Source organism: Agrobacterium sp. H141 (assembly GCF_057158725.1).
In genome coordinates this window covers 360,787-385,796 of record NZ_CM169893.1, presented here as the reverse complement: position 1 = coordinate 385,796, position 25,010 = coordinate 360,787, and the positions used below count along the sequence as shown (strand labels likewise).

Here is a 25,010-nt window from a genome sequence, read left to right as displayed (position 1 = left end):
AATCCGCTCTATTGTGCGTCTGGCTCATCCGGATTGAGACCTTGCTCTGCCTTGCGAACCTTCTGGCGGGTAAAGCCGCGCAGGCCGGACACTTCCTCTGCATCGCGCTCGATCTGTACTTCACTGGCGACATATTGCGCCGTGAGCTTGGCGAGAGAAATCAGGGCGTGGAGATGAATGCGCTCATAGCCATGTGACGCATCGACACCAAAGGTCAAAAGTGCCGTCCGGACATCGTGGCCCGCTTCAACAGCAGATGCCGCATCCGAGCGATAGAAACGGAAAACATCCTTCTGGACGCGAATACCATGCTCCGTACAAAGCTCGTAAAGCTTCTTGGAAAGATGATAATCGAACGGCCCGGTCTGGTCCGCCATGGCCAGCGTCACGCCGAATTCCTGAGAGTTCTGCCCCGGCGCCGTTGTGCCGTTGTCGATGGCGACGAGGGAGGCGATCTCCGGCACCAGTGCCGCTGACGCTCCGACGCCGACTTCTTCGCCAATGGTAAACAGCCAATAGCTGTCGACCGGCGTCTCGATTTCCTGTCGCTGCATCGCTTCAAGCGTTGCCAGCATCACAGCTACGCCGGCCTTGTTGTCGAGATGGCGGGAGACGATGAAGCCATTCCCGATGAATTCGGGCTGGGGATCGACCGCGACGATATCGCCGACCTCAATGCCGAGCTGCACCAGGTCTTTCTTGTCGCGCGCCAGCGCATCCACACGCATTTCGACATAGGGCCACCCCGTCGGCTGTGTGTCGATTTCCTCGTTGAACGTATGCCCGGAAGCCTTGAGCGGCAGGATCGATCCGCGATACGTGCCCTTCGATGACAAGATGGACGCACGTGCGCCTTCGGCAAACCGCGCCGACCAGTGACCGATAGAGACAAGCTCCAGTCGCCCATTATCTTTCAGTGCCTTGACCTGAGCGCCGAGCGTATCGAGATGAGAAACGATCCCTCTGGCGGGCCTCTCTGCTGCGCCGGGCCGCAATGCCCGAATTGCGCCACGCCGTGTCAGCTTGACTTCAAGCCCCAGGCGCTCGAGTTCCTTGGCAGTGTGGCGCACAGCCTCGTCCGTGAAGCCTGTAGGGCTTGGTATGGCCAGCAAGGCTTTAAGTTGATCGGTGAGGTAATTTGGGTCGATATCGATCGGTTCATTCATATGGCCTTTGTCGCAATCATGAGCTCCAAGGTCAACCGGCGACGCGTCTGGGCAACGTCGCTACGCGATCATGTCATTTAGCGTCGACAAACGATCAGCCTCGATCGGTGGCTTGTCTGTCCGGAGACGCGAGATACGGGGAAAGCGCATCGCAACGCCTGATTTGTGGCGCGTCGAGCGGGCAATACCCTCAAAGGCCACCTCGAGCACAAACCCGAAATCCGGCTCAGCCCTCACCGCACGAACCGGACCGAAACGCTCGACTGTATTGTTACGAACGAACTTGTCCAGCACTTCCAGCTCTGCATCTGTGAAGCCGAAATAGGCCTTGCCGACAGGGACGAGCGTTTCGGCTCCGGGATCACCTGTCCACACTCCGAAGGTAAAATCGGAATAGTAACTCGAGCGTTTGCCGTGTCCACGTTGCGCATACATCATTACCGCGTCGATGATAAAAGGATCGCGTTTCCATTTGAACCAGGGTCCTTTGACACGTCCGGACTGATAGACGCTGTCGCGACGCTTGATCATCACGCCCTCGATCACCGGATCGGGCGGATCCCGCCGGATACGGTCGAGGTCTTCCCAGCTTTTGAAGGGAACGAGCGGCGATAGATCGAACCGTGTCGCCGACGCGCCATCGATAAAGCCCGTCAGCTTGTCCCGACGAAATTCAAAGGACTGATCGCGGATATCGCGATCCTTCAAAAACAGAAGATCGTAGGCGCGAACAAAAGCCGGATAATCCTGCATCTGCTTTTGCGTGACCGACTTGCGGTTCAGACGTTGCTGGAGATCGGAAAAGGTGAGCGTGGCCGCATTGCCGCGCGAAGTCCCGCCGATCAGAAGCTCACCATCAATGATCCCTTCGAAGTCCACAGCCTCCAGAACATCCGGAAAGCTCTTCGAGATATCGTCACCGCTGCGAGAATAGAGCCGTCGTGTGCCGCCAATGGCAGACAACTGCACACGGATTCCGTCCCATTTCCATTCGGCCAGATAGTCTTCCGGATCGAGCTTTTCCAGATCGCCATCGGCAACGGGATGAGCCAACATGACCGAATGAAAAATTGCGGGCGTAGAAAGCTCAGGCTTCGGCGCATGTCCCTCAAGCCAGGCAAAGAGTGTCCCATACGGTGGCTCAAGGCCGTGCCAGAGCGTCTCGATCTCATCGACGCCCACATCGCCCATCAATGCCAGCGCCTGCTTTGCCAGCCGCGCCGACACACCGATGCGCAGCCCACCCGTTGCAAGCTTGATGAAGGCGTAGCGCCCTGAAGTGTCAAGCCGATCCAGAAGACCCCGCACATGCGCCGGCATTTCGCTGCGACCGATCCCATTCAGCTCTTCAACCACGGCTGAAAGACGCGGCTGGGAATGCAATACCACTCCTGCCTCTTCGGCCGGAGGCTCCCAGACAAGCGAAATGGTTTCTGCAAGGTCGCCCACATAATCGTAGGAATACCGGAACAGGACATCATCCATGCGCTCCATTACCAATTCGCGTAACAGAGCTGGCTTTACCAGTTTTATGTCCAACGTCGATGTCAGGGCCGCAAGGGCATAACCTCTGTCCGGATCAGGGATACGGGCAAAATAATCAGCCAGAAGACGCAGTTTCGCATTGCGCTGAGGTGTCAGCACGAGGCGATCAAGAAGTGCCGCAAACGCCTTCATTCAGTCACCCTCGTCTTCATAGCCAACGAGATGAAGCGGCCGTGCCTTGATACCTTCAAGCTGGCACCAGCGGACCAGCGCCTCCTCGCGTCCGTGGGTCACCCAGACCTCCTGCGGTTTGATTTCCCTGATCGTCGCGGTGAGCTCCGGCCAGTCGCAATGATCCGAAATGACAAGAGGCAGTTCGACACCGCGTTGGCGTGCCCTTTGTCTAACCATCATCCATCCAGAGGCGAAACTGATCAGCGGATCAGCGAAGCGACGTGCCCAACGATCCGAGAAGGATGACGGAGGCCCGACAATGATTGCACCGCGAAAACTCTCCTTTTTGGCTTTGTCATCTGTTGCGGGCAGCAGTTCGCCAAGGTCGATACCCTCGCTTTGATAGTAGTCGCATAGCTTGACCAGCGCCCCGTGGATATAAATCGGATCGGTATATCCCTGTTGTCTCAAAAGAGAGATGACCCGCTGTGCCTTGCCAAGCGCATAGGCCCCAACCAGGTGACTACGGTCAGGGAATGTCAGCAGCGATTGCAGTATTTTCCCGATCTCGACGACCGGATCCGGGTGATGGAAAACCGGCAGTCCGAATGTCGCCTCGGTAATGAACACATCGCAGGCCACCGGTTCAAATGGCGTGCAGGTTGGATCAGCGCTGCGCTTGTAATCGCCCGAGGCAACGATCCGCATACCGTCCTTCTCGACCGCAATCTGGGCTGATCCCAACACATGGCCGGCAGGATGGAAACGAACGGCGACGCCATTGACCTCGATGGTGTCGCCTAGCTCAACAGCCTGCTCGCTGACACAGAAATCCTCACCATAGCGCAACCGCATGATGTCCAGCGTTTGCCGTGTTGCCATCACCGCCTGATGACCGGAGCGGGCATGATCAGCATGACCATGTGTAATCAGCGCCCGTGCGACAGGGCGAACCGGGTCGATGAAAAAATCGCCGGCGGGGCAATAAAGTCCGGCTTCACGGGGGCTGAGAAGCGCTTCGGCTTTCATGGGCAAATCAATTCCTCAACCAACCGGATCGATCCATCTTTAGATGGCCCCCGCGACATATTTGGCAACCCGACCTATTGAATATTTTAACGGCGTCAAAGACCACCGCAGGTGCCAGCGTAGAGCCATAAGTAGCCCCCGGACACATTTGTTCCGGCCGTCACAAGGCTTACGCAAGCAGCAGCGCATTTATTACCGCTCACCCCACCTCGAGACACCGCTGTTAACGATTTGTTAACCATGGCGGGAGTACCTAAAGTCAACGAATTCTTTACCAAGATGACCAAAGTGCTAACTGATTCCCGATCCATCCGAATCAAAGGTCGCTCTTTTCTGGCAGTCGTTCTGACGCCGGACATGCCGCTGGATGAATGGCTGGTTCGCCTCGACGATCTTGCAGCGCGCTCCGCTGGCTTTTTCCTGGGGCGCCCCGTTGTTCTCGATGTGTCCGAACTGGAAATTGATCGCCCGGAACTAAAGCGGCTGATAGCTGAACTTTCATCCCGCAATGTCAGCATTATGGGCATTGAAGGCGGGCGCGCCTCGCTCGTCGAACCCGGCATGCCGCCAGCGCTTAAGGGCGGAAAGCCGGCAGCCGATATCGAGATGGTGGAAAAGGAAGCATCGCAGACAGAGGCGACTGCCCCTCAGGACAACGCGCCTGCAGCAGTCGCCGAACCCCGGCCTCCGGTTCCGTCGCTGGTGATCGGCGAGCCGGTTCGCTCCGGTCAGTCCATCATGCATATCGAAGGCGATATCACGGTCGTCGGATCCGTCTCCTCTGGCGCAGAGGTAATCGCCGGCGGATCGATCCACATTTATGGCGCTCTGAGAGGCCGGGCGATGGCAGGATCCATCGGCAACTCCACCGCCCGGATCTTCTGTCGCAAGTTCGAACCCGAACTCGTCGCCATCGACGGCATCTACAAGATGGCGGAAGACATGGATCCGGAGCTGCGCGGCAAGCCGGTGCAGCTCTGGCTGGAAAATGAAGTGATAATGGCAGAAAGACTGAAATGAACCCGATCCGTCAGGAACAGGAGACACACATGGGCAAGGTAATCGTTGTAACGTCAGGCAAGGGCGGCGTCGGCAAGACGACTTCGACTGCCGCCCTTGGCGCGGCACTCGCGCAAAGGGGTGATAAGGTCGTCGTCGTGGATTTCGATGTTGGACTGCGTAACCTTGATCTCGTCATGGGTGCAGAACGTCGCGTCGTCTACGATTTGATCAACGTCATTCAGGGCGATGCAAAGCTGCCGCAGGCGCTGATCCGCGACAAGAGGCTCGAAACGCTCTTCCTGTTGCCTGCCTCGCAAACACGCGACAAGGACAACCTGACGGCCGAAGGTGTCGAGATCGTCATCAACGACCTCAAGCGTCATTTCGATTGGGTCATCTGCGACAGTCCGGCCGGTATCGAACGCGGTGCAACGCTTGCCATGCGCCATGCGGACATGGCTGTTGTCGTCACCAATCCGGAAGTCTCTTCGGTTCGCGACTCCGACCGCATCATCGGACTACTGGATTCCAAGACTGCAAAGGCCGAACGTGGCGAGCGGATCGAAAAGCACTTGCTGTTGACACGCTATGACGCCGCTCGCGCCCAGCGCGGAGATATGCTCAAGGTCGACGACATCCTGGAAATCCTGTCCATTCCGCTGCTCGGCATTATCCCCGAAAGCATGGACGTTCTGAAGGCATCCAACCTCGGTGCACCGGTCACACTCGCAGATGCGCGCAGCGCACCGGCACTGGCCTATTTCGAAGCCGTACGTCGACTTTGCGGAGAAGATCTGCCCGTCTCCATCCCCGATGAGAAGCGCGGCCTGTTTGGCAAGATCTTCGCACGGAGGGCTGCATGAGCATTTTCAACCTGTTTCGCAAGACGCGTTCTGCGCCCACGGCGCGAGAGCGACTACAAGTTCTGCTCTCGCATGAGCGTGCCTCGGCCGACTCCGACCTCGTAGCGATCCTGCGTGAAGAAATTCTCGCCGTCATCGCCCGCCACGTGCAGGTCGATGGGGAGAAGGTTCACGTGAAGATGGACCGCGACGAAAATGTATCGATGCTCGAAATCGACGTCGAGATCCCGCTGAAGAGCCAGCTCGCCGCCTGATGAAATTACGGCATGCCGGGACGACCCGGCATGCCCTCCACGTCTATATCCGCACGCCGTGACCAGCCTCGTCAATCGTAACACCGAAAAGTTCCCGAGCCTGATCGATCGTGTAGCGACCAAGCCGAACATCCTCAGCTACTGCGGCAGTTGCCCGTTGCATGGGATTGCCATAGCCGCCGCCGCCGGGTGTGCCAACACGCACGCGGTCGCCGGGTTTGAGCGGAATATCCTGCGCCTTCGACAAATGCTCCGGCACCATGGGCTGACCATCGCGCCAGACCGTAACGGAGTTCGCCAATCCATCTCCGCCACCCAGCGCGCCGGGCGGTCCGAAACGACCATGATCCATGACGAAGCTTGCCGTCGCGTGCCCGCGCAGCAATTCAACCTCATAGTCCAGACCGAAGCCGCCGCGATGCTGTCCCGCACCGCCCGATCCCTCTCGCAAAGCATAGCGATGGTAGAGAACAGGGAACTGTTGCTCCATGATCTCGACCGGAGGTGCCTTGGAAATGCCAATGGTTGAGCAACCGTTGGACAAACCATCTGTATCGGCATTCCCGCCATAGCCGCCACCGGATATCTGGTACATGACGAAACCGCGATTGCGTTCCGGGTCAAAGCCGCCAAGCGCAAAATTGCCGGAGGTGCCTGCCGGAGCAGCGGTCACGCGATCCGGCAAAGCCTCCACGAGCGCGCTGAAGACTGCTTCCGCAATGCGCTGAGAGACTTCGGCCGCACAACCTGAAACGGGCCGCGGATATTGCGCATCGAGAAAAGTCCCCTCGGGTCGCTTGACATGCAAAGGCTCAAAGGCGCCGGCAGAGATAGGCACATCGGGGAAGATATGGCGCATGGCGAGGTAAACCGACGAAAGCGTCGTCGCCAGAACCGAATTCATCGGCCCCATGCAGGGTCTCGATGAGCCGGCAAAGTCAAACTCGAGCTCGCCATCGGCTGCCGTGATTGCCAGACGGATCTCAAGCGGTTCATTCACCACCCCGTCGCTATCGACATAGGCAACCGACCGGTAGATGCCGTCAGGGATTTGCCGTCCATAGGCCCGCATCTGATCCGCTGCGCGCGTTCGCAATTCAGCGATAGCCTCCCGCACTGTATCGTCGCCATAGCGATCAAAAATGCGGCACAATCGCTGTTCGCCGACCAGCAGCGCTGCTGCTTGGGCTTTGACATCCCCAATCCGCTGTTCCGACACGCGAATATTCGAGCAGATGATCGAATAGATTTCCTGGTCAAGCTTGCCTTCCTTGAACAACCTAACCGGAGGAAGACGAAGCCCCTCCTGCTCCACCGAGGTCGCCGATGCCGAAAAACCACCTGGCACAGCACCACCTGTATCCGGCCAGTGACCGGTATTGGACAGCCAGCAATATATCTCGCCGCCGCGATAGACCGGCATCGCAAAGCGCACATCCATCAGATGCGTGCCACCGAGATAAGGATCGTTGACGATATAAATGTCGCCGGGCCTCGGCGCAGCCACCGTTCCAGCCTTGATCATCTCGATCAGGGTCCGGGTCGAATATTGCATCGTACCAACGAAGACCGGGAGACCGCCTGCCCCTTGCGCAATGAGAGACCCATCCTCGGCAGAATAGATGCCGTCAGAGCGGTCATTGGCCTCGGCAATCACCGGAGAGAATGCAGCGCGTGAAAAGGTCAGGTCCATTTCGTCACAGACCTGTTGAAGCCCCGACTGGATGACGCTGAGGGTGATTGGATCGATACTCATGCAGCAACTCCAAGCGTGATGATGATATTGCCGTCGGCATCCTGCCCACCGATATCGCCGGGCTCGATGATGATGGTCGTATCCATCTGCTCGATAATGGCCGGGCCGGAAATCGCGGCGTTAGCGGGCAAATGATCGCGCCAATAGACAGGCGTCTCCGTCCATTCACCGAACCAGACCGGACGGCTGCCCGTCTGTGCATCCGCAAGACTTGCCTTGCGTCCATCAGCATCGATCAACAGGGACAAATCGATTTCAGCACGGCGACCGATGACCGAGGTATTGATATTCACCAGGCTCGCCCGGATATCTGCCAGATCGACCCTGAACCGCTGGAAATAGACCTCCTCGAATCGAGCCTGCAATTCCTCGATCGAAGGCGTCGCCGACGAAAGCGGTACGCGCAGCAGATGCGTCTGTCCGACAAACTGCATGTCCACGGACCAGATCTCGCGAATATCTCGGATCGCCACCGCTTCCTTGGCAATCAGGGAACGGCCTTCTGCGGATTGCTTCGAGAAAATCTCGTGCACGGCGGAAATATCCACCGAATGGACGGGGCGGTTAACGGTATTGACGAAATCATGCCTCAGATCTGCCACCACGCATCCAAGCGCATTGGTAATCCCGGGCCGCGATGGCGTCAGCACCTTGGGAATACCAAGCTCTCGCGCAATCGCTGTCGAATGCAGCGGTCCGGCGCCGCCAAACGCAAACAGTGCAAAATCTCTTGGGTCCTCCCCAAGGCTCACCGATACCATGCGCACGGCATCGGCCATACGCGCATTAGCAATCCGGATCACCGCAGCCGCCGCCTCTATCGCATTCACGCCCAAGGGCCTGCCGAGCGTCTCCTCGAAAATCGTCGCTATATTTTCGATTGTCGGGCCACCTGGAACGGAATTGAGCCGAGCCGGATTGAGGCGACCGAGAAGCATGTTGGCATCCGAGATCGTCGGTTGAGTACCACCCCGACCATAGCAGATTGGTCCAGGCGTCGCACCGGCACTTTCTGGCCCAACCTGCAGGAGACCGGCTGGCGTGATGCGGGCTATCGAGCCGCCGCCAGCGCCTACTGTGCGCACATCCACCATAGGGACATGGATCGGCATCGCATATTCGATCTCGATCTCGTTCGAGACCGCAGGCTCCGCGTCGCGGATCAGCGCAACATCTGTTGATGTGCCGCCCATGTCGTAGGTAATGAGATTGGGGATGCCTGCACGCCTCCCCGTATAGGCTGCCGCCATGACCCCGGATGCGGGACCAGACATGACAGTTTTTGCGGCCTCATTAGCTACATGGCGCGCCGAAACCATACCGCCATTGCCGTTCATCACCAGGACATCATGACGATAGCCACGCCCTGCAAGCTGGTCTGCAAGGCGTTCGACATAGCGCCGCAAAAGCGGCTGAACAGAAGCATTCACCGCCGCCGTCACGCCACGCTCGAATTCGCGGCTTTCGGACAGCAGGGTATGACCAATGGTGAAATTGCCATTCGGCCAGATCTCGCGGGCAATTTCACCCGCGCGCAATTCATGCGCTGGATTGGCGTAGGAATGGAGAAAGTGAATGACCAGAGCCTCGCAACCTCTAGCGAGAAGTTCCTCCATGGCCGACCGTAATGCGTCCTCATCAAGCGGAACCAGAACATTGCCGCGCGCATCCATACGTTCCGGAATTTCATAGCGAAGATCGCGTGGAATGATCGGGACGAAATGCCCCTTCATGCCATAGGCCTGCGGACGGGTCCGGCGACCGAGTTCCAGCACGTCTCGAAAGCCCATGGTGGTCACGAGACCGGTTCTGCAGAGATTGCGCTCAAGCACCGCATTCGTCGTGGTTGTCGTGCCATGCACGATCAGGTCGAGCGCTGCGATGTCCGCATTTGCAGCATCCAGCGCATTGAGAACGCCGGTCGCCTGATTATCCAGAGTTGTCGGCGTCTTTGCCAGCCGAACCGTTCCATGTTCTGAATCGAAGAGCACCAGATCGGTGAATGTACCACCCACATCGACGCCAGCCACCTGGGACTGGCGCGGAACACCAGTTGTTGTTTTTTCCTGCACGGTCGTTCCCAATTATTGTTTTCGTTGAACTGAATTTTTGTGTCGGCTGCCGCAATGCAGGCTGGCTGCTCAGCGCAGCCCGTCCTTGCCTATGATCTGGTCCTTGGTAAGACCGCCAACACGCGGCAGCGGCCGACCGCTATCTGTCAAGGCAACCGCCACCAATATCTCGTTGCCGCGCGGTGCATCGCTCACGCGCACCTGCATGCCGTCGAAATGGGAGCGAACAAAAGCTGCATCCTTATGCCCCAGCGGAACGTCCAGCACGGCGCCCATCCCTGCGCGCATCTTTGATGACGGTATAAGGGCAGCACCGCCGTCAACGGCATCTCGAACCGGCTTCCCCATAGCGGGATGCAGAAGGGCTGCTGCATGTTCCAGTTCGCCATCCTCACCGACAAGTGCCGCCTTGCCATAGCTTTCGATCTGCGAGGCATCGACGCCCAGAGCATCAACACAGCGCTGCGCCAAAATGGCTCCAAGTTCACTCCCGAACGCGATCAGCGGAGCAAGATCCTCGATGTATCGGCCCGCAAACGGGTTGCGGATGACCGCAACGGCAGCAGCACGCCGGGTAGCCGGCGAGATCGACTGTCCGGCCTCGCTCAACACCTCTTCCACAAACACCGTGATCTTGCGGATCTCGGCACTCATCGCAACCCATCCTCACCCTTGATCTCACCGGCTTTCAGGCCACCAACACGGGCGTGGATACGCGCGCCAGTGGTCATGACCAGCGCCAGCACGATTTCGTTGGCACGCGGCGCATCCGTCAACCCGACCTCCATCGCATCGAAATGGCTGCGGACATAGGACGCATTGATATGGGTAACCGGAACATCAAGCCGTGTACCGGGGCCGCCAACCTTCTTGGTGGATGGAACGATTGCCTTGGCGTCACCGAGGATTTCGCGCATGGCATAGCCACCGGGCACATGCCAGAGCGCGCCGTGCTCCAGTTCGCCAGCCTGACCGACAATGGCGCCCTTTCCATAGCCTTCAATCGCCGCCTTGCCACCGAGCGCTTCGGAGAGCCGTCTTGCCATATCTACGCCCAATGGTTCCAAGTCCTTCATGAAACCGGAAATTTCTTCGTGATAGCTTCCGGCAAAAGGATTCTCGATTACGGCCAGGATCGTCCCCTTCTTCAAAGGCTCCGTCACCGGCTTTCCGCCCTCGTGATAGATATCCTCGATGGTAATGGCGAACTTGCGCACTTTGGGTTCAGGCATGGTGACGATGCTCCATTGGCTTTGGCGTAATTTTGGGTGAAGGTTGACGCGAGGAGGTCAGACCGGCAAGGCGCCCCTCCCCCTGCAAAAACAGTCCGGCACGCTGAATGAGCCCCTCGGCGACAAAGTGATCGGCTCTACATAATCCGGCTTCAAGCGCCCGATCAACGTCCTGCGCTGGGAGTACACCGCAAGCAGTGACTACCAATCGTTCACCAAGGTCGCTGTCATCGACGACATCGATCGCACGAGCTCTTTCGATCGCAGCATGGCCAGGCACGTCGACCGCATTGGCGATCAGTGTCGCAGCAGCATCGGCAGCCGCAGCACTTCCAGCGGCAACGGTCACAGAATCGGCGATGCCCATTGATAGACTGCGTCCACGACGGCCACTGGTGGCGATCCCGCGACTGACATCCTCGTGACGGATCGCCAGATCGCCGTAAGCGGCTCCATCCTCGCGCGCCATGCGGATACGGAACTCCTGACGAGCCTCAAGATGCAGCGCAATGTCGCCGCCATTGTTGACATAGATCCGGACCGGACGTGCCGGGGTTGGAAATGCAGCGAGAATAGCCGCCAGTATTTCGTCGGCTACCGATCCCGCCACCGCTGCCATCGGCGTAATGAAATGATCATTTGCGAAAGGCGTGACAGCCGCCACCATACGACGCGCGACCGCACCAATGGGCAACGCACTGTTTTGCCGAGCACGCGTCTTTAGATACGGCAGTTCCGAGACCAACTCTTCCAGGATCGTGGAAAAGCGGGCATGCGCAGCCTCAAAGGCAAGCCTACGGCTACCAGGCATGCTCGCAGAGGCGAGGTCGACACCGATGACCAAATCAATGGGACCATGCTGCAAATGCAGCCGCCCCTCTGCATGTCCATCGAGATAAAAGGCCGACGCTCCAGCCACCGTCGTCACTCCTCGCCCCACTACGCACCCCAGCGAAAATTACGACTGTCCGTCGGCCAGGCCCCGGACGACACAGTCGCGATCTTGCGCTCGGCAAGCAATACCGCTTCCTCAAGCGGAACCACGGCGTCCATGTGTCCGCCCAAGGCTTGATAATCTGAAAGGCGCATGGTGAATTCGATCGGGGCAACCAGCGCCGGTGTCGGCACATAGCCAAAGGAATTGCTCGGCATCTGCGTCACATCGGCCATGACCGTAATACCCCCGCCCGGCCAGACATAGGCTGGCGCACCGCCACACGACACATGGGTCAATGCGTCTTTCACGGACCGTGTCAGCCGCACCGGATTGCTGGTAACGCCTGCGCGAAGGCTGCCACCGGCACCGCCCATGAAGAGAACAGAAGCAAGCGCTGGCTCGCAATTTTCCTCGATGATATCGACCGACTGCTGCAACGACTGCGGCAGTGTCGTCTGCAAGACGGGCAGCAGGTTCTCGTCGAGAATATAATATCCGAATTGCTCGCCGGTGGTGGACACCATCAACAGCCGTAGTCCCGGATAGGCAGCCTTGCCATCGAAATCGCCGAGGATGGAAAGCGGATCGGTGATATTGGTACCGCCCCAGCCAGTGCCAGGCTCCGCCACCTGAAAATAGCGACCGGGCGTGGAGCGTCTGCCCTTGATCTTGATGCCGCTCGGGGGGATATCCAGAAGCTTGCCGGCTTGATGTTCCGAAAGAACGCCGGTGATGTGGTCATCGACCACAACCACTTCATCGACATGGCCTAGCCACTGGCGCGCAAACATGCCAATCGTCGCGGACCCACAGCCGACCCGCATGCGGACTTCCTCTTCACCGTTGATGATCGGTGCTTTGCCGGCCGCAACAACAAGCGTCGACCCACCATCGATTTCCATCGCGACAGAGTCGCGATTGCAAAGCTTTAACAGAGCGTCACAGGTGACGCGGCCTTCCTTCTTGGAGCCGCCCGTCAGATGATGCACGCCGCCAAGCGACAGCATCTGTGATCCGTATTCGCTGGTCATCACATGACCGATCTGTTCGCCGTCAACACGCACGGCCGCTGCTTCAGGCCCCAGATAGCGGTCGGTGTCTATTTTCACCTTCGCGCCGCAATAGCTGAAAATGCCTTCCGTCACGACCGTGACCATGTCGACGCCGTTTTCCTTGCGCGACACGATGAACGGAGCAGGCTTGTAGTCTGGATAGGTGGTTCCGGCACCAACCGCCGTGACAAAGGCATTGCGCGACTGAACGATGTCGCCGTCCCAATCCGCCGATCCGCCTGCAGGCAGGAAAGGAACGAGCTTTCCGCCCTCTGCTTCGGTCGCCTCGATGACAGTTAAAGGATCGACGCGGATCAACTCACCCGCCTCGTTGGCGTAGCGGTCGCAAGCGCCGGAGCGACCATCGGCAATGTAGCACATTACCGGACAGGCATCGCAGCGGATCTTGCCATTCAAGGTACTTCCGACCTGTTGTTTGACCACGCATGCCTCCTGAAATTCGCACCAAATTTCATTTGTGTACAAATGAGTATTGTCCGCTCTCTGTGGACTGTCAAGCGCGGCGAGAGTGCAGGAGACGCCGGGAAATCCTGCTAGTCTCGGAAAAGGAGCTACGCGGTAAGTAGCCACCAATCTCCCGCATCCTCGCAGCATCTCCGCACAGCGTTGACAATCGCCGCAGCACAGCTAAACCCAATATAACGCCCTCAACGGCCGATCGGAAAACGCCATGGCCGTAAACCGGCAAAACGATAAAAAGATCGACAACAAACGATCCCAGGCGAATGAATACGAGGTCGATCAGCAGATCGGCTTTTTCCTCCGCCAGGCCAATCAGCGCCACGTCTCCATCTTCACGTCCCTCATTGGAGACAGATTGACGACGACCCAATGGGCGGCCATCACCAAGCTACGACAAATCCAGCCTTGCTCGCAAAATCAGCTCGGCCGCGAAACGGCAATGGACGTCGCTACCATCAAAGGTGTGATCGACCGTATGGTCAAGCGCGGCTTTGTTCGCACCGAGCCAGATCCGAAGGACGGACGCCGGTTGATCCTGTCGCTGACCGAAGATGGCCTCGCCGCCATCGATCAGCACTTGCCTGCTGCAGTCGAGGCAACCGATAAAACGCTCGAACCACTGACCTCCGGCGAACGCATGATGCTGATCGAACTGATCCGCAAGATCACCTGAGATAGGCTAGCCAACTCCCACATAGCGTCCGAGCAAAGACGGATCATCACGTAGCGCCTGAACGGGCACGACGGCCTGCGCCTTACCGTTTTCCATGAAGCACACGCGATCAGCAACCGACAGAACCGCTTCCACGCGTTGCTCTACCAAAAGGATCGCCTTGCCGCGGCTTCTAAGGGCCACGATCACTTCGCGTATCGTCGCAATCATGGATGGCATCAGTCCTTCTGTCGGTTCATCCAGCAGAATGACGGACGGATCGACGCACATCGCACGCGCCGTTGCCAGCATCTGCTGCTCGCCACCGGAAAGCGTTCCCGAAACCTGGGTCATCCTCTCCTGCAGGCGTGGAAAGAGTGCAAGCGCCTCATCCAGTACCGTACGCGGACTATTGCGCGTCATCAGACCTATTTCCAGGTTCTCGCGGACAGTCAGTTCTGAAAACAGGCGACGCCCCTGTGGCACATAACCGATGCCGCGCCTTGGCACCTCATGTGGGGCAAGTGCGGTCAGTTCCTTGTCGTCGAGCATGATGCTGCCGGCCCTCGCCCGAATAAGCCCCATGATGGCCCGAAGTGTCGTCGTCTTACCGGCACCGTTACGACCAAGAAGACACAAGACTTCCCCAGGGTGAACCGAAAGCGACATGCCTTTGAGCGTCTGACTGTTGCCGTGATAAACGTCGAGATCGGAAATCTGCAGCATGTCAGCCAGCTCCAAGATAAGCTGCCTGAACAGCCTTGTCGCCACGGATATCCTCCGGCGAACCGCTGGCCAGGATCTCACCGTGATTGAGAACGGTAATGGTATGGGCAAGCTGCATGACAACAGGCATGTTGTGCTCGATCAGAAGCACCGTCGCAGAGTGTGCAATCTCCCTCACCAGAGCACAGAAGTTCTCGATTTCTCCATCGGAAAGACCCTGCGTCGGTTCATCGAGAATGAGAAGTTTCGGCTCAAGAGCTAGTCCCATTGCCACCTCCAGCAGGCGTTGGTGACCATAGGCCATAGTGCCTGCAAGCTCATCAACACGATCTGAAAGTCCGACGCGCCTTAGCGCTTCTAGCGTCTTGTCATGCAGGTTTAGACGGTCAGTTGGACCAGCCTCTGTCACCCGTCGCATCGCGCTTTGAACAGATAACGCCACGTTTTCAAAAACTGACAGCGTCGGATAGATGCTGGTGATCTGGAATGTGTAGGCAATGCCCTCGCGAACACGCTTGTGGGCCGGATCAGCAGTAATGTCGCGGCCCTGAAACTGGATCTTGCCGGCGGTGGGCTCTATACGCCCCGATAGCAGCGAAACGAACGTCGTCTTTCCAGCGCCATTGGGTCCGATCAACGCACGGATCTCACCTTCACGGATTTCGAAATCGACGTTTTCCACCGCCTTCAGTCCACCAAAGTGGCGGCTGAGACCTTTTGTGCTGAGCAATGTCATGGCAGCCATGGCAACCACCTTTCCCGGATGGTCCCGAGGATGCCTTTGGGGAAGTAGATAACCAGCAGCACCAGCGCAACACCGGTCACCAACAGATAGGCTGTCGTATATTCGCTGGCGATATCGATCATGTAGAACATGGCGACGGTGCCGAGCAGCGGTCCGAGAATAGTGCCAGCCCCGCCCAGAAGCGTGAACAACAAGGGCTCGATCGAATATTGGATGGTGGCGAAGGTCGCGCCGATATAGGCAAACAACAGCGCATAGGCAGCACCAGCCATCGCGGAGATGGTGCCTGAAATCACAAGGGCGATCAGCTTCAGCCGGAATGTATTGTAGCCGAGCATCACCGTTCGTGGTTCATTTTCGCGGATTGCAATCAGCACGCGCCCGATTGGTCCTTTGACGACCGAGAAGATCACGATCATCGTAATCGAGAGAAGAATGAGCGCCAGATTATAGCGCTGCGTGGCATCGGTCAGATCGATATGCAACCCGACCAGATCGAAACTGCGCGCCGCCTGCGGCATGGTGAGCCCCTCTTCACCGCGGGTATAGTCGGTGAAATAGGTGATTGTCAGATAGGCTACCTGGGAAAACATCATGGTCACGATCATGAAGGCAACGCCTGTGGTTCTGAGAGACACCAGACCGATCACCAAAGACAGGCTAAAGCCACAGCCAATCCCCACCAGAAACGCCACGGGCACACCCCAGTCGGTGTAATAGGCGGTCAGGCCGGCACCATAAAGTCCCGCAGAAAACAGCATGGCATGGCCAAGGCTCAAAAGCCCCGTATAGCCGAACAGCATATTGTAGCCCATGGCATAGATGGCGAGCAGCATGACACGGGTCATGGCCAGGTGATGATAATCAGGCAGCACGAATTGCAGCACGAAAAGCAGTGCAATGACGCCGACATGAAGCGCCAGAACGCGACCGAAGAGTGACATCTTCATCGTGCCTTTGCTCCAAACAGACCTTCCGGCTTGAACACCAGCACCAAGGCCACCAGCAGCGTAGAAATCATCTTGGCAAGCGTGGGGGAAAAGAATACCGAAATGATGCCGTCGCTCAAGCCAATCAAGAGAGCAGCGACCACCGTGCCGCGCAGACTGCCAAGCCCTCCAATGATGACGACGATGAAGGAAAGCAGCAGCGGATCGAGGCCCATCAGATAGTGTGCCTGACGGATTGGCACGATCAACACTGCAGCGATTGCCGCAAGCATTGCGCCAGCGGCGAAGACGAAGGCGTAAACGCGCTCGATCGGTATCCCGAAGGCTTGCGCCGTTTCACGGTCAAACTGTGTTGCCCGCATGATCAGACCAAGTCGGGTGCGGCTAAGCACGAACCAGACCACCAACAGCAAGGCGATGGCGGCAGCGATCACAAATAGATTATAGCCAGAATAGCCAAACCACGGAAACTGGATGCGGTAATAGAACGGGGCGGGAACCGGACGAGCATCAGGCCCATACGTCAACAAGACCGTCTGCTGGATGATGTAAAGTAGACCGATAGTAGCAACGATCGTCGATTCCGGATTGTAGTCCAGTCGCTTCAGGATCAGTCGCTCACTGGCAAATGCAACCGCACCGACAATCAGTGGACTGATGATCAGGGCGGCAAAGAAGCCGACCGCAGGATGCAATCCGACCATTGAGGCGACCCACCAGGCGACGACTGCACCCAGCATGTAAAACTCCCCATGGGCGACATTGACGATGCGCATAACGCCGAACACCAGTGAAAGGCCGAGTGCCGTAAGCGTTAGGACAGCTGCCTGAAGCAAGCCCTCCAGTGTCGCGAGCAAAAAAAACGGTCCGAATGCCAAAGCCTTGCTCCTGAAGCGCGGGAAGCAAGACCCGGCGCCCGAAGGTTACCTGTTGAATCTGGAAGCAAAAAAAGCCGCCACAATGGAAAACGGGGGCGAGCACGCCCCCGTAACGCCAAGCAATCAGAGTGACATCTTGGTGTAGTCGGCCGTCACATCATACATGCCGTCTTCAATTGACGTGCGATGGACAACATTCAACCTGCTGTCTTCGACCTTGGAGATGTTCTGATGGCCATAGCACTGGTGGTTCTTGCCATTGAACACCTTGTCGCCCTGCGGATGATCGCGGCCCTCGTCGAATTTTTCGATCGATTCCAGAGCCTCGATAAACTTGGCCTTGTCGTCGGGACCGCCATAGCCGGCCATCTCCATGGCCTGCTTGATCGTGAACAGCGTCTCCCACACCCCAAACATATGGGCGTAAGTGGAAATATCCTTCGGATCGGCGGCGCTGGCACCGTTTTCATCAACACCAACGGCTTCGCGGTAGATCTTGTCCCACTGGGTCTGATCTTTCTGGGCGTAGCGCGGCATACCTTCCCAGAAATACGTGCCTTCAAGGAAGCTCAACTGCGGCGTCGCCAGATCCACGGCTTCGATGCTATCGATGAATCCGAAGATTTCCGGACGCTGCGATCCGTAGAACTGTCCGAGTTCGGTGACGAATGTCAGAACTGCCGGACCGACCATCACATGGTAAAGCACGTCCGTGTCCGAAGGGATGCGCGGCAGATAGCGGGTGAACGACGTCTCCGTCGGCGGCACGGCGATCAGTTCCAGCATCTCACCGCCCTGCGCCTTGATGGCAGAGCTGAGATTGTCACGGTGATCGTAACCGAACGCATAGTCCGGGAAGATCATCGTCACCTTCTTGCCGAGGTTCTGGGTAATCCAAGGCGCCATGGAGATGACCTGGCTGCGCACGTCGCAGATGCCTGGCTGAAAGCAGTAACGATTGAGGCTCCCGGATGAGACGTGCGTGCCTTCGGAAACCACAAGATAAGGCATTTTCAGTTCGCCGGCGCGCGGCGCGGCGCCAACGACCACATGCGAGAACAGCGTACCGAACACAAGGTCGACCTTGTGCTGGGTCGCAAACTTTTCGACAACTTCGGCAGCCCGCTTGGGATCGGTGCCGTCGTCCTCGACGATAAGCTCGACCGGGCGCCCGTTGATGCCACCCTCGTCGTTGATAATCTTGACCGCCGCGTTCGCAACACGTTCGTACCAGCGACCGTAAGATGCGCCGATACCTGTGCGATGCAGTTCGAGACCGAGCTTGATGGGCTCGGATGTCTGTGCCTGGGCATAGCGCACGAAACCGGGCGCAGCCGAGGATACGAGACCGGCACCCGCTGCCGCTCCCATTCCAAGCAGTGTGGAGCGGCGGGTGAGACTGGATTTCGGCTTGATGATATTATTGGCCATTGAATTTCCCCTCTTAGTGGAAATGACGTCCGACATTCTGTTGCGGCGGATCGTTCGTCTACTAACAAATCACGATGTTTGAAGCTTGACAAGAAGCCAGCCTCGACAGCCTGAAATTGCGACTTCCGCCAGAGAAGAAAAACGCATCATGTTTGCATACGAATGAACTCTATTTCAGTGTAGCATTTGCGCCATCGGGCGTCTCGATGTTGAGCGATTGAGCCGCCAGAAATGTGCGTCCAACAGATCTTCAATTCGGCTTTTCGGATATTCACTTGACCAGAAAATCATTGAACCATGTCATGAAAGATCGCCGCTGCCGTCTCCCGTTCGGCTTGCTCGCGACACTTGCCTTTAGCGACTTCGTCTTCACATCCGGTGAGGCCTTCGCCCACGGCACAGAGCGCGGGCTCGTCATGCTCCTTCCAACAAATTACTATCTGATAGGAGGGGCGATCGCTGTTGCAGCATCTTTCGCTATTCTTCTCTTGATACCGGCTCGCGTGTTTGAATGTGCAACGAACGCGGCAATCGTATTCTCCAACCTTCGTTTCCCGCCGCCCACGGCAACCAGCATTGTCAGCACCGTTCTTCTGTTTCTGCTGCTAGCCACGGGCATTGCCTCGACATCGGACCCTCTGGAAAACCCACTTCCGCTCTTTGTGTGGACGTTTTTCTGGGTGGGCTTCACACTGCTTCAGGCCGTCTTCGGCAATCTCTGGCCTTGGTTCAACCCATGGACAGGCCCGCTGGCAGTATTGCGAAAATGGACAGGACGTCCGCTCGGCATCACGCCTATTATGACCATGCCTGCGCGCCTCGGATACGCACCAGCGATCATCCTGTTCCTGCTCTTTGCCTGGTATGAATTGGTCTCGCTCGCACCGGAAGATCCATCGCACCTCGCCCATGTCGTCTCCGTCTACTGGCTGTTCACACTTTGCGCGATGGCCATATTTGGCGAAAAGGAATGGTCGAAGCGGGCAGAACCCTTCTCTGTCTATTTCCACATGATCGGCATGCTCGCGCCGCTTTCGGCAGCGCCCGCGAACGAGGAAAGAAAAGGCAACACGGTTTATCTTTCATGGCCCGGCCAGCGATGCCTCGATGTTGCGGGCCCACCAATCTCCGGGGCATTATTTCTGTTGCTGACCCTCGGCACCGCATCCTTCGACGGCTTCTCGGAGACTTTCACATGGTTGGCTGCCGTCGGTGTAAACCCGCTGGAATTTCCGGGTCGAAGTGCCGTCACATTATCCAACAGCTTTGGTCTGATTGCTGCTCCATTGGTTCTGGCGTCTCTATATCTTGCAGCTGTCATGGCCGGCGGATGGGCCGCAGGCGAGCGATCTCCTTCCGCTGTCCTTCGTCTGTCCTGCCATCTGGTCTATTCAATCGTTCCGATTTCGATCGCATTTCACGCTGCGCATTATCTCACCCTGATACTCATCAATAGCCAGTATCTCTATGCCGTTGTCTCTGATCCCTTCGCCCTCGGCTGGGACCTGTTCGGCACTGCTCGCTGGCATGTAACCGCATCCTTCCTCACCAGTATCGACAGCGTGCAGATCATCTGGATCGTACAAACACTGATCATCGTTTTGGGTCACTGTGTCGGCATTTTGCTGGCACACATGATAGCGCTTCGCCACTTCGGTGATTCGCATCGCGCAACCGTGAGCCAGATTTTCCTGGCCATGGTCATGGTGTTCTATACTGTCTTCGGGCTGTGGCTGCTTTCAACGCCAACTGTGGGGTAAGGTTCGCCATCGCGGTCACAGGCACCGGCGACAGGTTCGTTTGCATACAAATGATATCGCGAACATCGATGATCTGCGCACTGTACGTTAAGGCGCCATTTCCCTTATCCGCTGCACGTTGGCGGCAAGATCGCTCCAGGCCGGCGCATCTGGAGCGAACCGGGCCCTGATATAGATCAGAAGATCTGCGATCTGCCGGTTGCTGAGACTGCCGGAAAAGCCCGGCATAGACATGATCTCCAGATCCTTTGCACTCGCATGTTCTGTCAGCACGGCCGGCGCATTCATTCCGTGAAGAATCGCCTGGATGACATTGTCGGGCCTGGGACTTGAAACATTGGAATTGAAGGCAAAGTTCGCAAGCGGCGACCCGCCCTCGTGACATGACGCACAGGCGCCATCGAAGATACGTGCACCATTGGGTGACAGATCGAGCGCGTTAGCCTTTGCCGCAGTCACCGCACTCTGGAGTCGTTCTTTCTGCTCTGTCACATCGCCAACGGTTAGAACGTCGCCACGGCTTGTCAGATATTCGGCAATCGCTGCTATATCCTCATCCGGCAAAGCCGACATGGACTTGACCACCGCCGCCATCGGACCGCCGGCACTGCCATGGTCGGCAGAGTGACCGGTGCGAAGATAGTCAAACAACGCGGTTTGGGTCCACCCGATCGGTCCGCCGCCGGCACCGTTGATCGATGGTACGGTCCAGCCATCCGCGTAACCGCCAGCAAGGTGCGAGGCACCGCGTTTTTCCGCGCCTAAAGCGTTGCGATCGCTATGGCAGGCGGAACAATGGCCCAGTGTCTCCACCAGATAGGCCCCGCGGTTCCAGGAGGCAGTCTTGTCCGATTGAACGGTAAAGGGCTGAGGATCGAGATAGAGGCTGTTCCAGGCGGCCATAAGGCCACGCAGGTTAAACGGCGCTCGCAGCTGCGTCTTCGCAATCGGCCCAGTTGCCGGTGCCTGCGTCATCAGATAGGCATAGAGCGCCTGCAGATCGGCCTCTTCGGCGCCAGCAAATGCGGTGTAGGGATGGACGGGATAAAGGTGATGCCCGTCGCGGGATACACCTTGACGCATGGCGCGTTCGAATGCCGGATAGGACCAACCGCCGATGCCATGGGTCGAGTCCGGCGTAATATTAGTCGCATACACCGTGCCAAACTCTGTATCGAAAGCCCGTCCGCCGGCAAACGCTTCACCATCAGCACTGACATGGCAAACATTACAGGCACCGGCAGCGGCAACGAGCCGACCTTTTTCGATGGTAGCGGCACTGAAGACACCAGGATCCGGGCGAGATATGGGTGCAAAGGCGCTGCGAACAGGTGAAGCGATGGTAATGCCGCCAGCAATGGCGCCAGCGATGCCGGCCAAGGCCGCCGGCAACTTCCACCATTTGGCCTTTTTGCGACGCGACGGCTCGTGTGGAGCGTCCAGCAACTCGCCCCGCTGTTCGCGAAGGGCCGCAAGAATGCGGTCTGGCGTCAAAGGCAGTTCGCGAAAACGGATGCCGGTCGCATCATAGACCGCATTGGCAATAGCCGCAGCACTCGGCACGGAGGCAGACTCGCCAACGCCCAGAGGGTCATCATTCGGGCGTGGCACCATAAGCACGTCGATGTCCGGCACTTCCGGGAAAGTCATGATGGGATATCCACCCCACTCGACGCTCTCCACCTTGGCGCCGTCGAAACCGACTTTTTCCTTCAATACGCGGCTGAGCGACTGGATGACATTGCCGTGGATCTGATGTTTCACGCCATCGGGATTGATCATCAGGCCGGAATCCTGACCGACCGTAATCTTCGTGACCGCAATCTCGCCGGTCTTCCTGTTGACTGCGACATCGGCCACCCAGGCGGACCATGCAGCGGGCACTCCCGGAAATGGGCCATGAATATAGACAGCATAAGCAAAGCCCCGACCATAGAGCAGGTCGCCTTCTGAGCCCTCGGTTCCTGTGCGTGTGCGCGGTTCCCAACCCGCTTTTTCAGTGACGGCCCGAACCAGTTCAGCCGCGCGCGTATCGGTCAGGTATCGCAGCCTGTATTCCACGGGGTCTACGCCCGCCGCCACCGCCAACTCGTCAATGAAGCTCTCATGGGCAAAGGAATTTGGCATCGCCGACACGCCACGAAACCACGATGCCCGCGCAATCGGCGGCATGTCATGCACAGTCACGCGCATATCGCCAAAGCCGTAAGGCGGGATCGCCGTGCGATCACCCATTTGCATCGTGTCCGGCGTGTTGGGCACGCGCCCGGTCAGAAGAAGAGCAAGCGTGGGCGCCAGATTGGATGGATAGCGCGTGTCGAAATCATAGCCTGCCGGTCCACCTTCCAGATCCAGCCCACCGCGGACATCGACCACCTGTGCAGCTCCCTTGGGCTCCCAGGCATGCTCCTGCTCACGCGTGAGCTGAACACGCACCGGCTTGCCAACAGCACGCGACAGGAGTGCTGCATCGGCAGTCACATCATCGGCACAATTTCGACCGTAACAGCCGGCCGCCTCCATACGCTCGACATGGATCGCCGCCTCCGGCATGCCTAGCAGCAAGGCAAGATCCCGCCTGATCCAGAATGGATTTTGCGTGCCCGACCACACAGTGAGCTGATCCGGCCGCCACTCCGCCACCGCACAGGATGGGCCGATGGAGCCATGCATCTGATAGGGCCAGACATAGGTTCGCTCCATCAAGGGAGAAGCCGCTTGCAATGCGCGATCCACGTCTCCTTGATCGCGCAGCACACGTGGTGTCGACGCATTGGACCGAAGCGGCTCCTCAGGTGCATTCAAATCGGCAAATACGGGCAAGGCGCGCCATGTGACCTTCAATTCCCGCGCTGCCTGCGCTGCGAATTCCTCGCGAGTGGCAACAATCCCTATGAAATCACCGTCGACCACAATCGACACAATGCCGGGCACGTGGTCCACGGATTCGCGATCGACCTCGATCAGGCTGGTGCCGACAAAGTCCCCACTGTCGAAACCGGTATAAGGGGGCCGAACGACCCGACCATGCAGCATGCCCGCCACGCGCACGTCATGCACATAGGTCCATTGGCCCGTGGCCTTTGCCGCAATATCGGTTCGCGGCTGCGCAGCCCCGACCAGCCTGTAGGACTGAACCGCTTTCAGCGGCGCTCCCGGATCGATCTCAATACGCCTGTGGTATCCGGCAACCAGTTCGCCATAGGAGAGAGCCCAGTTCGACGGGGCTATTGGCTTGATCACGCCATTGACTATGGAGAGTTGAGAGACATCAACACCGTGCTGACCCGCCGCCAATTGCAAAAGATAATGTCGCGCAGTCGCCGCCGCCTGACGCAGAGGAATGGCTGCCACCTGGATCGTCTCGCTGGCAATTGTCGGCCCCTGATCAGGGGTCACGGTCGTGGTACCAAGCACCATGGTGACGTGCTGAAAAGGCACGTCCAGTTCTTCAGCGACGATCTGAGCCAGCGCTGTTCGAATTCCCGTTCCAAGATCCACATGGCCATTGAAAGCGATCACGTTACCGTCGCATTGGAAGGCCAGAAACAGTTCGCTGCCATTTGCGCCAGAACGCGTGACCAGAAGGGTATCCGATGCGTTCAGATAGGCCTCAAGCGGCAATTCACGTGGCGCCGTCATGCCGCCCCCGTTTCGCTTTGACAGGACAGTTCGACCGCGCGGCGGGCTGCCGCCAGAATTTCCATATGCGTGCCGCAACGGCAAAGATGATTCTTCAACGCCGACCTGATATCTGCCTCATCGGGTGCCTGAATACGGTTCAATAGACCGGCAATTGCCATGATCATCCCGTTGAGACAGTATCCACATTGTGCAGCCTGCTTCTCAACGAATGCCTGCTGCACCGGGTGAAGCACATCTCCATTTGCAAGTCCCTCAAGGGTGACGATATCGCGGTTTTCACAAGCACCGACGGTGACGGAACAGGAGCGCACAGCCCGGCCGTTGACGAGCACCGAACAGGCCCCGCATTCACCAAGCCCACAGCCGTATTTGGGTCCGTTAAGCGCCAGATCGTTGCGCAGAACGAACAGGAGCGGCGTCTCCGGCGCGACCGAAAGCGGGCATTGTCTGCCATTCACCGTGAGCGCTATCTGATGATTGCTCATGCGAGGTCCGCGAGCGATAACCGCATTCGCATTGGCATCACAGACCATCCCCGCGCAATCGCAGACGGATGGACCGACCGACAGCCAGACCGAGCCCATATATTCATGTCGTCCCCCGGGTCTTTGCGCCCTTTGTTCGTACACAAATGATCGTGGGGTAGGCGAGCGCTGTCAATGTTAAATTATGACAGCGAACTCGCTTCTTATATTTCAGCAGGCGTTACGACGAGCAG

At 57.9% G+C, this 25,010-nt stretch carries 21 protein-coding genes; 5 read left to right on the top strand and 16 right to left on the bottom strand.

What is annotated here, in order from left to right; genetic code table 11:
- Positions 1–8: 8 nt before the first annotated feature.
- From ACWPM9_RS01660 to ACWPM9_RS01650, 3 genes are read right to left on the bottom strand one after another with little or no spacing between them, the layout of a single operon-like run.
- Positions 9–1,166 carry an osmoprotectant NAGGN system M42 family peptidase gene (locus tag ACWPM9_RS01660; protein WP_484756532.1) on the bottom strand — a complete coding sequence of 386 codons (1,158 nt, stop codon included), beginning with the start codon at positions 1,164–1,166 and terminating at the stop codon, positions 9–11.
- A gap of 60 nt (positions 1,167–1,226) precedes the next feature.
- Complete coding sequence (locus ACWPM9_RS01655) at positions 1,227–2,843, bottom strand: cisplatin damage response ATP-dependent DNA ligase (RefSeq protein WP_484756531.1); 1,617 nt, start codon at positions 2,841–2,843, stop codon at positions 1,227–1,229.
- Positions 2,844–3,854 (bottom strand): ligase-associated DNA damage response exonuclease, encoded by a 1,011-nt coding sequence (locus tag ACWPM9_RS01650; RefSeq protein WP_484756530.1) that lies wholly within the window; start codon positions 3,852–3,854, stop codon positions 2,844–2,846.
- 279 nt (positions 3,855–4,133) lie between these two features.
- On the opposite strand from ACWPM9_RS01650, the gene minC reads away from it, so the two are divergent.
- From minC to minE, 3 genes are read left to right on the top strand one after another with little or no spacing between them, the layout of a single operon-like run.
- Positions 4,134–4,874 (top strand): septum site-determining protein MinC, encoded by a 741-nt coding sequence (gene minC / locus ACWPM9_RS01645; RefSeq protein ID WP_484756529.1) that lies wholly within the window; start codon positions 4,134–4,136, stop codon positions 4,872–4,874.
- A gap of 29 nt (positions 4,875–4,903) precedes the next feature.
- The gene (gene minD, locus ACWPM9_RS01640; RefSeq protein ID WP_428188061.1) at positions 4,904–5,719 is read left to right on the top strand and encodes a septum site-determining protein MinD; all 816 of its coding nucleotides are present in this window, start codon (positions 4,904–4,906) and stop codon (positions 5,717–5,719) included.
- Positions 5,716–5,973: a cell division topological specificity factor MinE gene (minE, locus tag ACWPM9_RS01635; RefSeq protein WP_428188060.1), complete on the top strand. Its 258-nt coding sequence runs from the start codon at positions 5,716–5,718 to the stop codon at positions 5,971–5,973. Before minD ends, minE begins: the two co-directional genes overlap by 4 nt.
- Positions 5,974–6,016: 43 nt before the next feature.
- Here the strand turns inward: minE and ACWPM9_RS01630 are convergent, their stop codons facing one another.
- The 6 genes from ACWPM9_RS01630 to ACWPM9_RS01605 all read right to left on the bottom strand — a co-directional run bounded on the left by ACWPM9_RS01630 (position 6,017) and on the right by ACWPM9_RS01605 (position 13,403).
- Complete coding sequence (locus tag ACWPM9_RS01630) at positions 6,017–7,729, bottom strand: hydantoinase B/oxoprolinase family protein (RefSeq protein ID WP_484756528.1); 1,713 nt, start codon at positions 7,727–7,729, stop codon at positions 6,017–6,019.
- Complete coding sequence (locus ACWPM9_RS01625) at positions 7,726–9,801, bottom strand: hydantoinase/oxoprolinase family protein (protein ID WP_484756527.1); 2,076 nt, start codon at positions 9,799–9,801, stop codon at positions 7,726–7,728. The genes ACWPM9_RS01630 and ACWPM9_RS01625 overlap by 4 nt, the downstream gene beginning before the upstream one ends.
- Positions 9,802–9,870: 69 nt before the next feature.
- Positions 9,871–10,455: an amino acid synthesis family protein gene (locus tag ACWPM9_RS01620; RefSeq protein ID WP_484756526.1), complete on the bottom strand. Its 585-nt coding sequence runs from the start codon at positions 10,453–10,455 to the stop codon at positions 9,871–9,873.
- Positions 10,452–11,033, bottom strand: a complete 582-nt coding sequence (locus ACWPM9_RS01615) for an amino acid synthesis family protein (RefSeq protein ID WP_484756525.1) — start codon at positions 11,031–11,033, stop codon at positions 10,452–10,454. Before ACWPM9_RS01615 ends, ACWPM9_RS01620 begins: the two co-directional genes overlap by 4 nt.
- On the bottom strand, positions 11,026–11,952 hold the full coding sequence (locus ACWPM9_RS01610; RefSeq protein WP_484756524.1) for a UPF0280 family protein: 927 nt from the start codon (positions 11,950–11,952) through the stop codon (positions 11,026–11,028). The genes ACWPM9_RS01615 and ACWPM9_RS01610 overlap by 8 nt, the downstream gene beginning before the upstream one ends.
- A gap of 20 nt (positions 11,953–11,972) precedes the next feature.
- Entirely contained in the window at positions 11,973–13,403 is a 1,431-nt protein-coding gene (locus ACWPM9_RS01605) for a 6-hydroxynicotinate reductase (protein ID WP_484757567.1), read from the bottom strand.
- Positions 13,404–13,713: 310 nt separating this feature from the next.
- Here ACWPM9_RS01605 and ACWPM9_RS01600 point away from each other — a divergent pair, with 310 nt between their 5' ends.
- The gene (locus tag ACWPM9_RS01600) at positions 13,714–14,178 is read left to right on the top strand and encodes a MarR family winged helix-turn-helix transcriptional regulator (protein ID WP_484756523.1); all 465 of its coding nucleotides are present in this window, start codon (positions 13,714–13,716) and stop codon (positions 14,176–14,178) included.
- A gap of 6 nt (positions 14,179–14,184) precedes the next feature.
- Here ACWPM9_RS01600 and ACWPM9_RS01595 read toward each other — a convergent pair whose 3' ends face one another.
- The 5 genes from ACWPM9_RS01595 to ACWPM9_RS01575 all read right to left on the bottom strand — a co-directional run bounded on the left by ACWPM9_RS01595 (position 14,185) and on the right by ACWPM9_RS01575 (position 18,887).
- Positions 14,185–14,883 carry an ABC transporter ATP-binding protein gene (locus tag ACWPM9_RS01595; RefSeq protein ID WP_484756522.1) on the bottom strand — a complete coding sequence of 233 codons (699 nt, stop codon included), beginning with the start codon at positions 14,881–14,883 and terminating at the stop codon, positions 14,185–14,187.
- 1 nt (position 14,884) lies between these two features.
- Positions 14,885–15,628, bottom strand: coding sequence for an ABC transporter ATP-binding protein (locus ACWPM9_RS01590; protein ID WP_428188052.1), 744 nt, complete (start codon positions 15,626–15,628; stop codon positions 14,885–14,887).
- Entirely contained in the window at positions 15,616–16,578 is a 963-nt protein-coding gene (locus ACWPM9_RS01585) for a branched-chain amino acid ABC transporter permease (RefSeq protein WP_428188051.1), read from the bottom strand. Before ACWPM9_RS01585 ends, ACWPM9_RS01590 begins: the two co-directional genes overlap by 13 nt.
- Positions 16,575–17,456: a branched-chain amino acid ABC transporter permease gene (locus ACWPM9_RS01580; RefSeq protein WP_428188050.1), complete on the bottom strand. Its 882-nt coding sequence runs from the start codon at positions 17,454–17,456 to the stop codon at positions 16,575–16,577. The genes ACWPM9_RS01585 and ACWPM9_RS01580 overlap by 4 nt, the downstream gene beginning before the upstream one ends.
- Before the next feature lie 123 nt (positions 17,457–17,579).
- Positions 17,580–18,887, bottom strand: a complete 1,308-nt coding sequence (locus ACWPM9_RS01575; RefSeq protein ID WP_484756521.1) for an ABC transporter substrate-binding protein — start codon at positions 18,885–18,887, stop codon at positions 17,580–17,582.
- Positions 18,888–19,189: 302 nt separating this feature from the next.
- On the opposite strand from ACWPM9_RS01575, the gene ACWPM9_RS01570 reads away from it, so the two are divergent.
- A complete protein-coding gene (locus tag ACWPM9_RS01570) occupies positions 19,190–20,647 on the top strand; it encodes a hypothetical protein (protein ID WP_484756520.1) in 1,458 nt (485 codons plus the stop codon).
- Between the two features lie 87 nt (positions 20,648–20,734).
- Here the strand turns inward: ACWPM9_RS01570 and ACWPM9_RS01565 are convergent, their stop codons facing one another.
- Together ACWPM9_RS01565 and ACWPM9_RS01560 are read right to left on the bottom strand one after the other, a co-directional pair.
- Positions 20,735–24,289 carry a molybdopterin cofactor-binding domain-containing protein gene (locus ACWPM9_RS01565; protein WP_484756519.1) on the bottom strand — a complete coding sequence of 1,185 codons (3,555 nt, stop codon included), beginning with the start codon at positions 24,287–24,289 and terminating at the stop codon, positions 20,735–20,737.
- Positions 24,286–24,777, bottom strand: coding sequence for a (2Fe-2S)-binding protein (locus tag ACWPM9_RS01560; protein WP_428188046.1), 492 nt, complete (start codon positions 24,775–24,777; stop codon positions 24,286–24,288). The genes ACWPM9_RS01565 and ACWPM9_RS01560 overlap by 4 nt, the downstream gene beginning before the upstream one ends.
- Positions 24,778–25,010: the final 233 nt, after the last annotated feature.

Bases quoted from the DNA above. Each gene is read 5' to 3' on its own strand.
- ACWPM9_RS01660 (WP_484756532.1), bottom strand. From the start codon at position 1,166: ATGAATGAACCGATCGATATCGACCCAAATTACCTCACCGATCAACTT.
- ACWPM9_RS01655 (WP_484756531.1), bottom strand. From the start codon at position 2,843: ATGAAGGCGTTTGCGGCACTTCTTGATCGCCTCGTGCTGACACCTCAG.
- ACWPM9_RS01650 (WP_484756530.1), bottom strand. From the start codon at position 3,854: ATGAAAGCCGAAGCGCTTCTCAGCCCCCGTGAAGCCGGACTTTATTGC.
- minC (WP_484756529.1), top strand. From the start codon at position 4,134: ATGACCAAAGTGCTAACTGATTCCCGATCCATCCGAATCAAAGGTCGC.
- minD (WP_428188061.1), top strand. From the start codon at position 4,904: ATGGGCAAGGTAATCGTTGTAACGTCAGGCAAGGGCGGCGTCGGCAAG.
- minE (WP_428188060.1), top strand. From the start codon at position 5,716: ATGAGCATTTTCAACCTGTTTCGCAAGACGCGTTCTGCGCCCACGGCG.
- ACWPM9_RS01630 (WP_484756528.1), bottom strand. From the start codon at position 7,729: ATGAGTATCGATCCAATCACCCTCAGCGTCATCCAGTCGGGGCTTCAA.
- ACWPM9_RS01620 (WP_484756526.1), bottom strand. From the start codon at position 10,455: ATGAGTGCCGAGATCCGCAAGATCACGGTGTTTGTGGAAGAGGTGTTG.
- ACWPM9_RS01615 (WP_484756525.1), bottom strand. From the start codon at position 11,033: ATGCCTGAACCCAAAGTGCGCAAGTTCGCCATTACCATCGAGGATATC.
- ACWPM9_RS01605 (WP_484757567.1), bottom strand. From the start codon at position 13,403: ATGTGCTACATTGCCGATGGTCGCTCCGGCGCTTGCGACCGCTACGCC.
- ACWPM9_RS01600 (WP_484756523.1), top strand. From the start codon at position 13,714: ATGGCCGTAAACCGGCAAAACGATAAAAAGATCGACAACAAACGATCC.
- ACWPM9_RS01595 (WP_484756522.1), bottom strand. From the start codon at position 14,883: ATGCTGCAGATTTCCGATCTCGACGTTTATCACGGCAACAGTCAGACG.
- ACWPM9_RS01590 (WP_428188052.1), bottom strand. From the start codon at position 15,628: ATGGCTGCCATGACATTGCTCAGCACAAAAGGTCTCAGCCGCCACTTT.
- ACWPM9_RS01585 (WP_428188051.1), bottom strand. From the start codon at position 16,578: ATGAAGATGTCACTCTTCGGTCGCGTTCTGGCGCTTCATGTCGGCGTC.
- ACWPM9_RS01575 (WP_484756521.1), bottom strand. From the start codon at position 18,887: ATGGCCAATAATATCATCAAGCCGAAATCCAGTCTCACCCGCCGCTCC.
- ACWPM9_RS01570 (WP_484756520.1), top strand. From the start codon at position 19,190: ATGAAAGATCGCCGCTGCCGTCTCCCGTTCGGCTTGCTCGCGACACTT.
- ACWPM9_RS01565 (WP_484756519.1), bottom strand. From the start codon at position 24,289: ATGACGGCGCCACGTGAATTGCCGCTTGAGGCCTATCTGAACGCATCG.
- ACWPM9_RS01560 (WP_428188046.1), bottom strand. From the start codon at position 24,777: ATGAGCAATCATCAGATAGCGCTCACGGTGAATGGCAGACAATGCCCG.